Origin of the sequence: Kribbella yunnanensis (assembly GCF_039529655.1) — a bacterium.
Taxonomy (GTDB): domain Bacteria; phylum Actinomycetota; class Actinomycetes; order Propionibacteriales; family Kribbellaceae; genus Kribbella; species Kribbella yunnanensis.
The window spans coordinates 143735-158180 of the sequence record NZ_BAAANF010000004.1 but is presented as its reverse complement, the minus strand read 5'-3'; the positions used below and the strand labels follow the sequence as shown (position 1 = coordinate 158180).

11 protein-coding genes are annotated in these 14446 nt (G+C 67.6%); 10 read left to right on the top strand and 1 reads right to left on the bottom strand.

Annotation, left to right across the window (positions count from 1 at the left end; translation table 11 throughout):
- Window positions 1-14: 14 nt before the first annotated feature.
- From ABD231_RS07635 to ABD231_RS07590, 10 genes are all read left to right on the top strand, one after another.
- Window positions 15-2789 carry a DEAD/DEAH box helicase gene (locus ABD231_RS07635; protein ID WP_344147169.1) on the top strand — a complete coding sequence of 925 codons (2775 nt, stop codon included), beginning with the start codon at window positions 15-17 and terminating at the stop codon, window positions 2787-2789.
- Window positions 2786-4060, top strand: a complete 1275-nt coding sequence (locus tag ABD231_RS07630; protein WP_344147166.1) for an SWIM zinc finger family protein — start codon at window positions 2786-2788, stop codon at window positions 4058-4060. Before ABD231_RS07635 ends, ABD231_RS07630 begins: the two co-directional genes overlap by 4 nt.
- The gene (merB, locus tag ABD231_RS07625) at window positions 4057-4761 is read left to right on the top strand and encodes an organomercurial lyase (RefSeq protein WP_344147163.1); all 705 of its coding nucleotides are present in this window, start codon (window positions 4057-4059) and stop codon (window positions 4759-4761) included. Before ABD231_RS07630 ends, merB begins: the two co-directional genes overlap by 4 nt.
- Window positions 4762-5936: 1175 nt before the next feature.
- The gene (locus ABD231_RS07620; protein WP_344147160.1) at window positions 5937-6434 is read left to right on the top strand and encodes a GNAT family N-acetyltransferase; all 498 of its coding nucleotides are present in this window, start codon (window positions 5937-5939) and stop codon (window positions 6432-6434) included.
- A gap of 100 nt (window positions 6435-6534) precedes the next feature.
- Window positions 6535-8181, top strand: coding sequence for an ABC transporter substrate-binding protein (locus tag ABD231_RS07615; RefSeq protein ID WP_344147157.1), 1647 nt, complete (start codon window positions 6535-6537; stop codon window positions 8179-8181).
- Window positions 8178-9131, top strand: a complete 954-nt coding sequence (locus tag ABD231_RS07610) for an ABC transporter permease (protein ID WP_344147154.1) — start codon at window positions 8178-8180, stop codon at window positions 9129-9131. Before ABD231_RS07615 ends, ABD231_RS07610 begins: the two co-directional genes overlap by 4 nt.
- Window positions 9128-9994, top strand: a complete 867-nt coding sequence (locus ABD231_RS07605; protein WP_344147151.1) for an ABC transporter permease — start codon at window positions 9128-9130, stop codon at window positions 9992-9994. The genes ABD231_RS07610 and ABD231_RS07605 overlap by 4 nt, the downstream gene beginning before the upstream one ends.
- Window positions 9991-11007, top strand: a complete 1017-nt coding sequence (locus tag ABD231_RS07600; protein WP_344147148.1) for an ABC transporter ATP-binding protein — start codon at window positions 9991-9993, stop codon at window positions 11005-11007. Before ABD231_RS07605 ends, ABD231_RS07600 begins: the two co-directional genes overlap by 4 nt.
- Window positions 11004-11978 (top strand): ABC transporter ATP-binding protein, encoded by a 975-nt coding sequence (locus ABD231_RS07595; RefSeq protein ID WP_344147145.1) that lies wholly within the window; start codon window positions 11004-11006, stop codon window positions 11976-11978. Before ABD231_RS07600 ends, ABD231_RS07595 begins: the two co-directional genes overlap by 4 nt.
- Window positions 11978-13729 (top strand): gamma-glutamyltransferase family protein, encoded by a 1752-nt coding sequence (locus tag ABD231_RS07590; protein ID WP_344147142.1) that lies wholly within the window; start codon window positions 11978-11980, stop codon window positions 13727-13729. The genes ABD231_RS07595 and ABD231_RS07590 overlap by 1 nt, the downstream gene beginning before the upstream one ends.
- Here ABD231_RS07590 and ABD231_RS07585 read toward each other — a convergent pair.
- Window positions 13711-14388, bottom strand: coding sequence for a GntR family transcriptional regulator (locus tag ABD231_RS07585; RefSeq protein ID WP_344147139.1), 678 nt, complete (start codon window positions 14386-14388; stop codon window positions 13711-13713). The two genes, ABD231_RS07590 and ABD231_RS07585, sit on opposite strands and share 19 nt — an antisense overlap.
- Window positions 14389-14446: the final 58 nt, after the last annotated feature.

The following is a 14446-nucleotide window of genomic DNA, read 5'->3' as shown; positions in this document are numbered from 1 at the left end:
GGTTGGGAGTGCGGTTGTCTGAGTTGTCGGGGTGTGCGGTCGGGTTCGAGCCTGCGGATCCACCGCGGGACGGTCGGGTGGTGTTCTGGGATCCCGAGGGCGGCGAGTTGCCGCTCGGGGTCGGTGAGCAGGTCCGGCTCGACATAGCAGTCGGGTCGGGCGGGGCGCCGGGCTCGAGCACGATGGCCGGGGCGGGTGTGAGCTCGGTGCGCGCGATCAGCGTGCCGGTGGCGGACGCCGTACCGATGCTCGGGCGGATGCGGCGGGAGCCGGGTGCGCATCCGTCGGCGGCGTTCTGGGGTTCGGCCGCGGTGGCGGCGCTGCAGTTGGTTGCCCGCGGCAAGTTGTTGCCGGGCGTCTCACCCGAGGGGTACGACGCCTGGCGGATGGGGCCGTTGGAGCCGGCCGACGTGACGCGGCTGGTCGCGCTGGCCGAGGCGATGCCGCCGACCGATTTCAGCGGCGAGCTCGCGGCCGAGGGTTTGGTGCGGGCGTTCTGGGATGCGGTGGCGGACGGGATGCCGCGCTCCCCCGCCGCGGCGAAGGCGCAGGGGGTTGGGCTGTTCGCGGCGAAGGCTCCGCAGCCGGCTAAAGGTCTGCGGCGCTGGGCCGATGAGGTGTCGGTCGGGCTCGACAGCGGCGTGCGGGTCTCGCTGCGGATCGAGATGTCGGAGTCCCAGACCTTTCATGCCGTCGTCCAGCTGCACAGCCTGAAGGATCCGACGCTGGTGCGGGATGCGGACGACGTCTGGGCCGCCGAGGTACCGGGGTTCGGACCGCGAGCGCGGATCGACGCGACGCTGGCGATCCGCCGGGCCGGGCGGGGCTGGTCACCGCTCGCGCGGTTGCTGGACGCCGCCGTACCGGATCAGTTGGAGCTGGCCGACGAAGAGGTCGCGGATCTGCTGGCTGGTTCTGGGCAGCGGCTGACTGCTGCCGGGATCGACCTGCACTGGCCGCGCAGTCTCGGGCGCGACCTCAAGGCGCGGGCGGCGATCACCACTCCGGAGCACCGGCCGAGTGATCTGCCGAGCTTCTTCGGCGGCGACGCGACGCTGGACTTCCGCTGGCAAGTCGCCCTGGGCGACGATCCGCTGACCGAGGCCGAGCTCGACAAGCTCGCGGAGGCGACCCGGCCTGTGGTCCGGCTGCGTGATCAGTGGATGTTGATCGACCCTGAGCTTGCGCGCAAGGCGCGGGAGCGCATTCTCAAACCGGTCACCGCGATCGATGCGCTGAGCGCGGCGTTGACCGGGACCACCGAGGTCGATGGGCGGCAGATCAAGGTCGAGCCCACGGCCTGGTTGTCCGAGCTGCGGACCCGGATCGCTGATCCCGAGCGCGCTGACGACCTGATCGACGTACCGGCCGGGTTGCAGGCCACGCTGCGCGACTACCAGCTGCGCGGTCTGCGGTGGCTCGCGCGGATGACGTCGCTCGGTCTCGGCGGTTGTCTCGCCGACGACATGGGTCTTGGCAAGACGATCACGCTGATCTCGCTGCACCTACATCGGCAGGAGTCCGCCGGGACGGCCGGTCCGACGCTCGTGGTCTGCCCGGCGTCCTTGCTTGGGAACTGGGAGCGGGAGGTCAACCGGTTCGCGCCTGGGACCGCGGTGCGGCGCTTCCACGGGTCGGCGCGGTCGCTCGAAGGGGCCGAGGACGGATTCGTGCTGACGACGTACGGGACGTTGCGGCGCGACGCTGCTCGGTTGGGCGCGCATCGGTGGGGGCTCGTGGTCGCCGATGAGGCACAGCATGTGAAGAATCCATCCTCGGGTACGGCGAAGGCGCTGCGGACGGTTCCGTCGCAGGCACGCGTGGCGCTGACCGGTACGCCGGTGGAGAACAATCTGTCCGAGCTCTGGGCGGTGCTCGACTGGACGACGCCTGGGCTGCTTGGTCGGCTGAGCACCTTCCGGACGCAGTGGGCGACACCGATCGAGGCGGACAAGGACGAAGAGGTCGCCGATCGGCTGGCGAAGTTGGTCCGGCCGTTCCTGCTCCGGCGGAAGAAGTCCGATCCGGGGATCGCGCCGGAGCTACCGCCGAAGACCGAGACGGATCAGACCGTTTCGCTGACGCGGGAGCAGGCTGTCCTCTACGAGGCGACCGTGCGCGAGCTGATGTCGGCAATCGCGGCCAGCGACCAGATGGCGCGCCGCGGCGCGATCGTGAAGCTGCTGACCGGGCTCAAGCAGATCTGCAACCACCCGGCGCAGTATCTGAAGGAAGGCGAGGACGCGCGGCTGACCGGGCGTTCGGGCAAGCTCGAACTGCTGGATGAACTGCTCGAGACGATCGTCGCGGAAGACGGCGCCGTGCTCGTCTTCACTCAGTACGTCGCGATGGCGCGACTGCTCGAGCGTCATCTCGCCGGGCGTGGGATCGCTACCCAGTTGCTGCACGGCGGGACGCCGGTGCGGAAGCGGGAGGAAATGGTCGAGCGGTTCCAGGCGGGCGACGTACCGGTGTTCTTGTTGTCATTGAAGGCGGCTGGAACGGGGCTCAACCTGACGCGGGCCGATCATGTCGTGCACTACGACCGGTGGTGGAATCCGGCGGTCGAGGATCAGGCGACCGACCGGGCGTACCGGATCGGGCAGACCAAGCCGGTGCAGGTGCACCGGTTGATTGCCGAAGGCACCATCGAGGACCGAATCGCGGCCATGCTCGCCGCCAAGCGGGAGCTGGCCGATGCCGTTCTGGCCGGCGGTGAGGCGGCGCTGACCGAGCTCTCGGATGCTGAGCTTGCTGATCTGGTCGAGCTGCGGGGAGGTCTGCGATGAGTACGGCACAGGGTTATCCGGCGTTTCCGGCTCAGCGGCGGAGTACGCGCGGGCAGTCGTGGTGGGCGCGGGCGTGGGTCCAGGCGCTGGAGGACACCTCGCTCGACAACACCCAACTCAAGAAAGGCCGCCGGTACGCGAACTCCGGGCACGTCGGCACGATCACGATCAGCCCGGGGCGGATCGGCGCGACGGTCTACTCCCCCGATGACACCTACGAGGTCGCCGTTCGAGTGGACGAGCTCAGCGAGGCCGAGTGGGACCAGTTCCTGGAGCAGATCGCGGCACGAGCCGGGCACATTGCAGCTCTACTAGACGGTGAGATGCCGCACGACCTGGTCGAGGCGGCGGAGGACGTCGGCATCGGCTTGCTGCCGGGGATCGGCGACCTCGACCCAAGCTGCACGTGCGACGCGTGGGAGCTGCCATGCCAGCACGCTGCGGGGCTGGCGTACCAGGTTGCCTGGTTGCTCGACTCCGACCCGTTCGTGCTGCTCCACCTGCGCGGGCGGTCGCGCGACCTGCTGATCGACCAACTGGTGGCCCGCTCGGCCGGTCCGGAGGCTGACGCTAAAGCTGAGGGTGAGGTCGACTCGGGGTCAAGCGTTAGCCACACGGGGGTTGAGGGCCTGGCCGGGGCGGGGCTTGCGGGTGAGGCTGCACATCGCGCGGATTGGGCTGGGGATCGGCCCGGGTCGGGTAGCTTGCCCGAGGTTCCTGCTGTGCCGCGGAAGGTGTTGGTTGAGGAGTTGGCAGTTAGTGGGATTGAACCGCCGGCGGGGATGGCAGCCGGTGTGCTGCCGCTGCTTGTGCTGGATGCTTCGCGGCGAGCGCGTTCGTTGCTCATCGCCTTGCTGAACGGGACGGCGGAACCGCAGGCGCTGGATGAGTGGCAGGACGCGGTGCGGCTCGCGGCTGACTTCCCTGAGTTGCTGGCACCACTGGCCGAGGCGACTGGGCGGCCGGCTGAGCTGGGACTTGGTGTTCAGGCTTGGCGGTACGGCGGGGTTGCCGGGCTCGACGTACTTGAGCACGCGTGGGAACCGACGGCTGGTGAGCTGGCCAGGGCTCGGACTGATCTGGTTGCGGAGGAGATCGAGGATGTCGTTGTGGCCGGCAACCGGCTGACGGTTGGGGATGACGCTCAGCTGCGGTTGGATCGGCGCGGCAACTGGCACGGCTACCGTTTGGTTGAGGAGACCTGGACGCCGGCTGCACCTGCCTCGCCGGATCCACTGCTGGCGCTGGAGGAGGCTGTCGCACAGGTATGACCGAGAACGAATCGACGAGCGTGCACGCCACGGAGCGGGTGCGGCTGGCGGTCTACCACGGGTTCGCCCGGAGCGGACATGCGCCGGGCGTGGAGGAGCTCGCCGTACTCACCGAGCTCACTCCTGACCAGGTGCGCTCGGAACTCAGGGCTCTGCACGCTAGCCACGATCTGGTGCTGGATCCGCAGGACGGCGACCAGATCGTGATGGCGCACCCGTTCGCGTCCGTGCCGCTCGGCTTCTCCGTCATGGGGGCGCGCACGCTGTGGTGGGGCGGTTGCGCCTGGGACTCGTTCGCCCTGCCTCACCTGCTCCGCGACGAGCCCGACGTCCTCATCGCCACCCGCTGCCCAGCCTGCGACACCCCACACGCGTGGGTCGTCAACCGAGCAGCACCCCCGAAGGGCAGCCAGGTGGCCCACTTCCTCATCCCCATGAGCCGCGTCTGGGACGACGTGGTCCACACGTGCGCCAACCAGCGCCTGTTCTGCTCCACCCACTGCGTCGACACCTGGCTGCATGACACAGGACAGGAACGCGGCTACGTGATGGACCTCCACACCCTCTGGCGCTTCGCAAGCGACTGGTACACCGGCCGCCTGGACGCGGGCTACCGCCGCCGCGACCCCGCCGCCGCCAGCACCTACTTCGCCGAAGTCGGCCTCCGCGGTTCCTTCTGGGGGCTCCCCAAGCCCCAGTGAGTTAGGCCTCCACCGCGCCGGTACGACGTTGTGCACGGGTCAACCATCTGCGCGGCCGGAAAGTGGTTGACCGGTGCTCAAGGTGAGCTGGCCGGGCGACCTTGAGCACGGTTCGACCGTTTCGGCGGGGCTCGGGTGGTTGAGGGGTGCCCAAGGTGAGCTGGCGCCCGCGATGTCGGGGTCTCGGGGCTGCCCGGGTGCGTTAGCCGAGGGATTTTCGTCACCGAGTCCCCAAAATCCCTCGGATAGTGCAGATGTCGGGCATCACGTACCTCGGCCACAGCCCGTCAGCCCCAGGCAACGTGGAACCGTGGTCGCCGGCCTCGCCATCCCGCCCAGCCGTCCGCTCGGCTCGCCGTCTGGTTTTTGTCGGCCGTCTTTGGCGGTCGAGTGGGTTGAGGCGCGAAAGTCCTCGGCCGGGGACGTGCGCGGTGGTTGATCGCCGCTTCCGGCCGAACTGGAAGACAGGGTGGCTGGGCGCCGCGGTGGCTGAGCCGGATGGCAACGTCGGCGACCGCAGCTACACGTCGCTTGAGGTTGCCGGGCGATGGCTGGGGAGGTTGAGGTTCCGTCGCCTGACAGTGACCGTTGCGGGAGGTTGGGGTGGATATTCGCCCTGACCGGCCCAATTTCCTCCCCAAACCGGTATGGGGAGGGTTGGCACCGGGAGCGAGGGGATGTGGGGAGGGGCCACCCCCCGAATCCGTCTGTGTTCGGGGGGGATCCGCCCCAGAACGCCGCGGGTGGAGCGCAGGTGCTCCCCGAACCGGTTGGGGAAGGGGATTCGGCGACCCGTTCGCCGGCAGGCTCCTAACGTCCGATGATCCGGAGACGGGCCCTCCGGTCTTTCGGACGTTACGTGCGGGCCGCGGTTAACGTCCGGCGATCCGGAGACCATGTGTGCGGGTTCTTCGGACGTTGTGGCGGGGTGCGGGATGCCGCATGGGTGGGCGTTGATTGACTCGCGTTGGGGGCTGCCAGGTGGAGTGTTTTTCGCCGTTTGACCTGTGTCCCGGGCTCTCTGGCGGTTACTCAAGAGGCCTTGTGCAAGGTTTATTGCGCACATCTGCGGAATCACCTGTTTTAGGGTGGGCGGGACTTCGGAGGAGGTGGGTTGATGACCGCGCGACGCGGGACCTCGGTCGGCTCATCCCTTTTTTCGAGAGGCTTCGAAGTTGTCTATTACCTGGAACACCCGTGTCGGGACGTCTGCTGACGAGCAGGTTCTGCGTGACATCACGTTGCAAGCGTTCGGCCGGCAGTACGAGGTCGACTACCTGGACGCCTTGCGTGCCGAGCCGGCGACTTGGATCCCCGAGCTCGTGTGCGTGGCCACTGTCGATGATCGGCCTATTGCCTACGCACTGTTGACCCTCGCGGCGGTCGGCTCTACGCCGGTGTTGTCGTTGGGGCCGGTTGCGGTGGTGCCGGAGTATCAGCGGCAAGGGGCTGGTGACGCGGCTGTGCGGACGGTGCTTGCCTTGGGCTCCGAGCGCAAAGAACCCGCGGTTGTGGTGCTTGGGCACGACAACTACTACCCGCGGTTCGGGTTTCGGCAGGCTACCGAGTTCGGGATCCATCACCCGCAGTACGACGGGCCGAACCTGATGGCGCTCGCGTTCGGTGATCGCGTCGTACCGGCGGGGCTGTTGACGTACTCCGTCGAAGGCTGACGAGAACCGGAAAGAGTTCGAAAGAAACTCGCCCAATCCCTTGCGCGGGCAGCTTGTATACATGAAACAGTCGGGGAACCGCCTATGCAGGGAGCATGTGATGTCTCCTCGACTTCCGTTCGTGTTTGCGACTGTCCCCGTGATGGTCACGGCCCTCGCGCTCGTCGTGGCCGGCTGCTCTCCGGTGCAGCCGGCCGCTGACGGGCCGACGACCGCGGAGACCCAGAGCGATGTGTTCGGTGAGCCCACGGATCCGGCGCAGGTGAAGGCCGGCGGGACGCTGACGGTCGCACTCTCCGCGGATCCCGACAAGCTCGATCCGACGCTGTCGCGCAGTCTGTACTCGCGATATGTCTTCCACACCTTGTGCGAGAAGCTGTACGACCTCGGTCCGGATGCGAAGGTCGTCCCGCAGCTCGCGACCGCGCTGCCGACGATCGCACCGGACGGGCTCAGCCTGACCATCCCGTTGCGCCAGGGCGTGAAGTTCGCCGACGGCGGCACCTTCGACTCGGCCGCTGTAAAGACGACCATCGAGCGCCATCTCACGCTGGCGGGTTCGGCTCGTAAGAGCGAGCTCGGTCCGATCAGCGCGGTCGAGACACCGGACCCGAATACCGTGGTGATCAAGCTGTCGAAGCCGTTCGCCCCGCTCACCGCGGCGCTGGCCGATCGGGCCGGCATGGTGCTCAGCCCGGCCGCGGTCGCCAAGCTCGGTGCGAACTTCTCCACCGCGCCGACCTGTGTCGGTCCGTTCAAGTTCGCCAATCGCGTCGCGCAGAACTCGATCAAGGTCGTCAAGGATCCCCTGTACTACGACGCTGCCAAGGTGCACCTGGATGCGATCGAGTACCGGATCATCACCGACTCGAGTATCCGCTCGGCCAACCTGAAAGCCGGTGACGCCCAGGTCGCGGACTCGCTCTCCTCCCAGGACGCGCCTTCGCTGCAGAAGGACAGCACGATCAGCGTCCTGCAGTCTCAGTCGCTCGGCTACCAGGGCGTGACGATCAACATCGCCAACGCGAACGGCGTCGGCAACCCGCTCAAGCAGCTCGACACCCCGATCGCGAAGGACCCGCGCGTCCGCCAGGCACTCGACCTGTCGATCGACCGCGCTGCACTGGTGAAGTCGATCTTCAACGGGCTCAACACGGTTGCGTGTTCGCCGGTTTCGCCGAAGAGCGAGTTCACGTCCGACGCGGCGCAGGCGTGTCCGGCCCATGACCCGGCCAAGGCGAAGGAGCTGCTCGCCGCGGCCGGCGTCAGTACGCCGTACAAGGTCTCGATGATCACTTCGAACAACCCCGACAGTCTGCGGCTCGCGCAGGCTCTGCAGGCGATGGTCAAGGACGGTGGATTCGAGCTGGTGATCAAGCCGGTCGAGTACGCCTCGCTGCTCGATCAGCAGGATCGCGGCGACTTCGAGATCCTTCAGCTCGGGTGGTCCGGCCGGGTCGACCCGGATGCGAACATCTTCAACTTCGTCGGCACGACCGGAAGCCAGAACGTCGCCGGCTACAGCAGCCCCGAGGTCGACAAGCTACTCACCGACGCGCGGCAGTCCACGGACAAGGCCCAGCGGATCAAGTTGTACGGCGATGTGGTCACCAAGTTGCAGCAGGACGAGCCGCTGATTTACCTGTACCGGCAACGGAACCTGACCGGGGTTTCGAAGAAGCTGCTCGGCGTGCAGACCTATCCGGACGGGGTGATCCGCACGGCGTTCGCGGGGTTCGCCAAGTGAGCCGCTACCTTCTGCACCGGCTATGGCAGTCGGCGGTGACGCTGATCCTCGCGACGATCGTGGTGTTCGCCGGGGTCCGCGCGCTGCCGGGTGATCCGGCGCTCGCGTTGGCCGGTGAGGATCGGGATCCGGAGTCGTTGCGGGCGATCCGGGAGCAGTACGGGCTGGACGATTCGTGGCTGGTGCAGTTCTGGCAGTTCGTGAGCCATGCGGCGCGCGGTGATCTCGGTCAGTCGATCCGGACGGGTGAGCCGGTCAACGGGATGATCGCTGGTGCGTTGCCGGTGACGATTGAGTTGTCGGTGCTCGCGATCCTCGTGGCTGGTGTGATCGGCGTCGGTGCTGGAGTGATTGCCGCCGTACGGCGAGGCCGGCCGGCCGAGTGGGCGGCGAACGCGCTCGCTCTGCTCGGTCTGTCGGTGCCGAACTTCTGGCTCGGGCTGATGGCGATCCTCTACCTGTCCGTTGCCCTCGGCCTCTTTCCGGCGTCGGGGTTCGTCCCGTTCTTCACGAATCCGGTGGCCAATCTGCACCATCTCGTCCTGCCGGCATTGATTCTCGGTACCGGGTTGGCCGCGGTGATTATGCGGCAGACTCGGTCGTCGATGTTGGATGCGTTGTCCGCTGACTACGTGCGGACTGCGGAGGCCAAGGGGCTGTCTCCGCGTGCGGTGATCGGGCGGCATGCGCTGCGGAACAGCTTGATTGTCGTGGTGACGATCGTTGGGCTGCAGCTTGGGGCGTTGATCTCGGGGGCGGTGGTGACTGAGCGGATCTTCGCGCTGCCTGGGTTCGGGAAGCTGACGGTCGATGCGGTGTTTCAGCGGGATTACCCGGTGATCCAGGCGGTCGTGCTGGTGACGGCGACGGCGTACATCGTCATCAATCTGCTCGTGGACCTGCTGTATTCGGTGATCGATCCGCGGATCCGGGTCAGGGGTGGGTCATGACGACGGTCGCGGTGCCGATCCGGACCAATCGGCGGAAGGTCGCGCGGCGGATCCTGCGCAATCCGCTCGCGATCACCGGGCTCGTCGTACTCGTGCTCGCGATCATCTTGGCTGTCTTCGCGAATGTGCTCGCGCCGCATGAACCGACGCAGACTCAACTGGATCAGGCCTTTGCACCACCTGGTACGGCGGGGCATCTGCTCGGGACCGATGATCTCGGGCGGGATGTGCTGTCGCGGATCATGTTCGGGCTGCGGGCTTCGTTGCATGTCGGGTTGCTGGCGGTCGCGACCTCGTTGGTGATCGGGGTACCGCTGGGGTTGATGGCGGGGTACTTCCGTGCGATCGACGCGTTGATCTCGCGGTTGACCGATCTGGTGCTGGCGTTTCCGTTCCTGATTCTCGCGGTGGGGCTGGCTGCGATCCGCGGGGCGAGTCTGGGCAACGCGGCGATCGCGATCGGGATTGCGCAGATTCCTGGGGTGATCCGCATCGTGCGGTCGGAGACGCTGCGGCTGAAGTCGCTGGACTTCGTCGCTGCGGCGATTGTCGAGGGGGCGAGTGATGCTTGGGTGCTTGGGAGGCACATCCTCCCGAACGCCGCGTCGGTGATCATCGTGCAGGCGACGGTCGCGATCCCGGCTGCGGTTCTTGGTGAAGCGGTGTTGTCGTTCCTGGGGCTCGGGATTCAGCCGCCCGCGCCGAGTCTGGGGACGATGTTGTCGGATGCGCAGCAGTTCGCGGCACGGGCACCGTGGGCGGCAGTGATGCCGGGGCTGGCGATCATGTTGCTGACGCTGGCGTTCAACATCGTCGGCGACAGCCTGCGCGACGCCCTCGACCCGAAAGCGAGCCGCCGATGAGCGCGACCGTGAGGCCCAGCCCCGACTCGACGCAAGCCGGCCGTGACCGGCGCGTGCTGGAGGTGCGGGACTTGTCGGTGGCCTTCCGCACGGAGGACGGTCAGTTGTCGGCGGTGGACCGGGTCAGCCTCGAGGTCGGGGCGGGCGAGGTGCTGGCGATTGTGGGTGAGTCGGGGTGCGGGAAGAGTGTGACGGCGATGAGTTTGGCGGGGCTCCTCCCCCGGTCGGCGCACGTCGACGGGTCGGTTCGGCTGGATGGGGTTGAGCTGATTGGGGCGGACAAGCGGACGCTGCGCTCGATTCGCGGGCGCGAGATCGCGTACATCTTCCAGGAGCCGATGACCTCGCTGAACCCGGTCTTCACGGTCGGCAGTCAGATCGGTGAGGTGCTTCGGACCCATCTGGGGTCTAGCCGGAGCGCGGCCCGGGCGAGGTCGATCGAGTTGCTGAAGTTGGTGGGGATTCCGTCGGCCGAACGTCGGGTCGACGACTATCCGCATCAGCTGTCCGGTGGGATGCGGCAGCGAGTGATGATCGCGATGGCGGTCGCGTGCGATCCGAAGGTACTGATCGCCGACGAGCCGACCACCGCGCTCGACGTGACGATCCAAGCGGGCATCCTCGACGTACTGCGGGGTCTGCGCGAGCGGCTCGGGACGAGCATCGTGCTGATCACGCACGACCTTGGTGTGGTGGCGGATCTCGCGGATCGGGTCGCGGTCATGTACGCCGGCCGGGTCGTCGAGACGGCCGAGGTCCATGAGCTGTTCGCCCACCCGCAGCATCCGTACACGACCGGTCTCCTCGGGGCCTCCCCCGCCGCCGGCCGCCACGCGGATACGGAACGGCTGGATGAGATCCCCGGTCTGGTGCCGGTGCTGTCGGAGCAACCGGATGCCTGCACGTTTGCTGACCGCTGCGGCCAAGCAGTCGACGCCTGTACGACGTCTCAGCCGCAACTGACGTCTAGTAAGCACGGACTGGCGTGCTGGAACCCAGTGGGGGTCTCATGAACGCGCTGGAGGTCGAGGACCTGGTCATGCACTTCGGTCCGGTCCGTGCGGTCGACGGGGTGACGCTGCGGATCCGTGAAGGCTCTGTGGTCGCACTGGTCGGTGAGAGCGGTTCTGGGAAGTCCACGGTCGGTCGCTGCATCGTCAGACTGCTCGAACCGACCGGAGGCACGGTCAGACTCGCCGGTGCGGACATCACGCACCTCAACCGGCGTCAATTGCGCTCACACCGGCGGGACGTCTCCATCGTGTTCCAGGACCCGGCGGGGTCGCTCGACCCACGGTTGTCGGTCGGGGACATCGTTGGGGAGCCACTGCGGTTGATGCGGCGCAAAGACATCGCCGTACAGGTCTCTGAGGCGCTGCGGCGGGTCGGGCTGCGTCCGGAGGTCGCCCAGCGCGCACCGCATGAACTGTCGGGTGGGCAGCGTCAGCGGGTCAGCATCGCTCGCGCGCTCATCTCCGAGCCGCGGTTGTTGGTGGCGGACGAGCCGACGAGTGCGCTTGATGTGTCCGTGCAGGCCGCCGTACTGAATCTGCTGGCGGATCTACAGCGGGATCTCGGGTTTGCGTGCTTGTTCATCACGCATGACTTGTCGGCGGTTGAGTACCTGGCTGATGAGGTTGCGGTGATGTATCTGGGTCAGCTGGTTGAGCAGGGGCCGCGGGCACGCATCTTCGGTACGCCGGCTCATCCGTACACGCAGGCGTTGTTGTCGGCCGCGCCGGTGCCGGATCCGGTCGCGCAGCGCGAGCGCAAGCCCGTGTTGCTGGGTGACGACTTGCCGTCGGCGATCGATCCGCCGGACGGCTGCCGGTTCCACACCCGGTGTCCGGTGGCGGTTGATCGGTGCCGGACGATTGTGCCGGAGGCTCGCGTGATCGGATCGGGTGGACACCAGGTTGCGTGTCACTTGGTGGCCGAGGACGGTAGCGGTCCCGACGTACGAACAGCAGAAGGAGTTGCTTGATGACGTTCACCACGCGGCCGACGTTGCGCGGCACGTTCGGCATGGTCTCGTCGACACACTGGCTGGCGTCGCAGTCGGCGATGCGGATGCTGGAGCTCGGCGGGAACGCGTTCGACGCGGCGGCGACTGCAGGGTTCGTGCTGCACGTGGTGGAGCCGCATCTGAACGGGCCTGGTGGTGAGGTGCCGGCGATCGTGGCGACGGCGGACGACCCGACTCCGCGGGTGTTGTGCGGGCAGGGGGTTGCACCGACTGGGGCGACCATTGAGCACTATCGGTCGCTCGGGCTCGATCTGGTTCCGGGGTCGGGGCCGTTGGCCGCGACTGTGCCGGGTGCGGTCGACGCGTGGTTGCTGCTGCTGCGGGACCACGGGACGCTGCCGCTGCGCGTCGTACTGGAACCGGCCATCGACTACGCACGCAACGGGCATCCGCTGGTACCGCGGGTGACGGAGACCGTGGCGACTGTCCAGTCGCTGTTCGAGGAACACTGGCCGACGTCCGCGGCACTGTGGTTGCAAGACGGCCCGCCGACCGGGTTGTTCCGCAACGAGGCATACGCGGCGACGCTTGAGCGGCTCGTGGTTGAGGGTGAGACGGCCGGCGCGGATCGGGTCGCGCAGGTCGAGCAGGCGCGGAAGGCGTGGCGGGAAGGGTTCGTGGCCGAGGCCATTGACGGGTTCTCGCGGTTGCCGCATCGCGATTCGAGCGGTTCGGATCATGCGGGGTTGATCACTGGGGATGATCTGGCGGCGTTCTCGGCCAGCTGGGAGGACGCGACCACGCTCGACTGGAACGGTCACACGGTGGCGAAGACTGGCGCTTGGGGACAAGGACCGGCTTTGCTGCAATCGCTCGCCGTACTGGCTGAGCTTGGTGATGTGGACCTGGCGAGTGCGGAGGGGGTGCACACGACGGTTGAGGTGATGAAGCTGTCGTATGCGGACCGCGAGGCCTGGTACGGCGATGGCGACGTACCGCTGAAGTCGTTGCTCTCCCCCGCGTACGCCGCCGAGCGGGCGAGGCTGGTTGGTTCGGAGGCGACGCTCGAGCTGCGGCCGGGGTCGCCGGACGGGCGGGCGCCGCGGATGCCATCGCTTGCTGGGGGCAACCATCTGATCGATGCGAGTGTCGGGGAACCGACCGTTGCGCGCGACGGGGTGACGCGTGGCGACACGTGTCATGTGGATGTGGTGGATCGCTGGGGCAACATCATCTCGGCGACGCCGAGTGGTGGGTGGTTGCAGTCGTCGCCGACGATTCCGGAGCTGGGGTTCTGTCTGGGGAGCCGGGCGCAGATGTTCTGGCTGGAGGAAGGGTTGCCCGCGTCGCTTGCTCCGGGCAAGCGACCGCGGACGACTTTGACGCCGACGCTGGTGCTGCGCGATGGGCGGCCGGTGGTGGCGTGTGGTTCGCCTGGTGGGGATCAGCAGGATCAGTGGCAACTGCTGTTCCTGCTGCGGCACCTCGGTGGCGGAATGGACCTGCAGGAGGCAATCGACGCGCCGGCCTGGCACACCACCGGCTTCCCGTCGTCGTTCTACCCCCGCGCGACCGAGCCCGGTGGGCTATCCCTCGAGAGCCGCCTAGGCCCCGAGATCCGCGACGACCTGGTACGCCGAGGCCACGTAGTCACCGAGTCCGACCCCTGGAGCCTAGGCCGCCTCTGCGCCGTACGCCGAGACCCCGACGGCCTCCTATCAGCAGCCGCCAACCCCCGAGGCATGCAAGGCTACGCCGTAGGCCGCTGACCAAGAGCCGCCTTCGCGGCTGCTTCTACGTGGAGGCGGGCGGCTTCGGTGGCGGCTGGGCGGTCGCGGGCGGCTATGGCGTCTACCAGGCGGACGTGTTCTTCGGAGGAGTGGGGGGCTCGTTGGGCGGCGCCTACTCGGAACACCCAGTGGACGTGGTGGTACATGGCGGCTGAGATCGAGTGCAGCCAGCGGTTGCCGCTGACCTCGATGACGGCGCGGTGGAAGTCGCTGTTCAGTTCGGCGACTCGGCCGAAGTCTTGTGCTTCGGTGGCGGTGCGGGCGTCGTCGCACAGCTGGCGGAGGCGGGCGATGTCTTGCTCGCTGGCGCGTTCGGCGGCGAGGCCGGCGGCTAGGGTTTCGAGTTGTTCGCGGACTGAGAAGAGGTCGCGGACGGCGGTCTCGTCGAGGGTGGCTACGACGGCGCCGCGGCGGGGCAGGATCTGGACGAAGCCTTCGGCCTCGACGACTCGCAGGGCCTCGCGGACCGGGTTTCGGGAGACGCCGAAGTCGTCGGCCAGCCGCGTTTCGGTCAGACGCTCGCCCTGTGCGTAGTCGCCGTCGACGATCCGTCGTCGCAGCTCCGCCAGCACCTGCTCGCGTAGTGCGATGTGGTCGGCGCCGATCGTCCGGATCGCGTCCGCAGCCAGCTCTTGCACCCCGTGCTCCTCTCCCCACTGTGCCTGCCACGGTCGAGTTCCGCGGTCGGCTTCGCAG

Excerpts from the sequence above, each read along its gene's own strand:
- ABD231_RS07605 (WP_344147151.1), top strand. The coding sequence starts at position 9,128 with ATGACGACGGTCGCGGTGCCGATCCGGACCAATCGGCGGAAGGTCGCG.
- ABD231_RS07615 (WP_344147157.1), top strand. The coding sequence starts at position 6,535 with ATGTCTCCTCGACTTCCGTTCGTGTTTGCGACTGTCCCCGTGATGGTC.
- ABD231_RS07590 (WP_344147142.1), top strand. The coding sequence starts at position 11,978 with ATGACGTTCACCACGCGGCCGACGTTGCGCGGCACGTTCGGCATGGTC.
- ABD231_RS07630 (WP_344147166.1), top strand. The coding sequence starts at position 2,786 with ATGAGTACGGCACAGGGTTATCCGGCGTTTCCGGCTCAGCGGCGGAGT.
- ABD231_RS07600 (WP_344147148.1), top strand. The coding sequence starts at position 9,991 with ATGAGCGCGACCGTGAGGCCCAGCCCCGACTCGACGCAAGCCGGCCGT.
- merB (WP_344147163.1), top strand. The coding sequence starts at position 4,057 with ATGACCGAGAACGAATCGACGAGCGTGCACGCCACGGAGCGGGTGCGG.
- ABD231_RS07595 (WP_344147145.1), top strand. The coding sequence starts at position 11,004 with ATGAACGCGCTGGAGGTCGAGGACCTGGTCATGCACTTCGGTCCGGTC.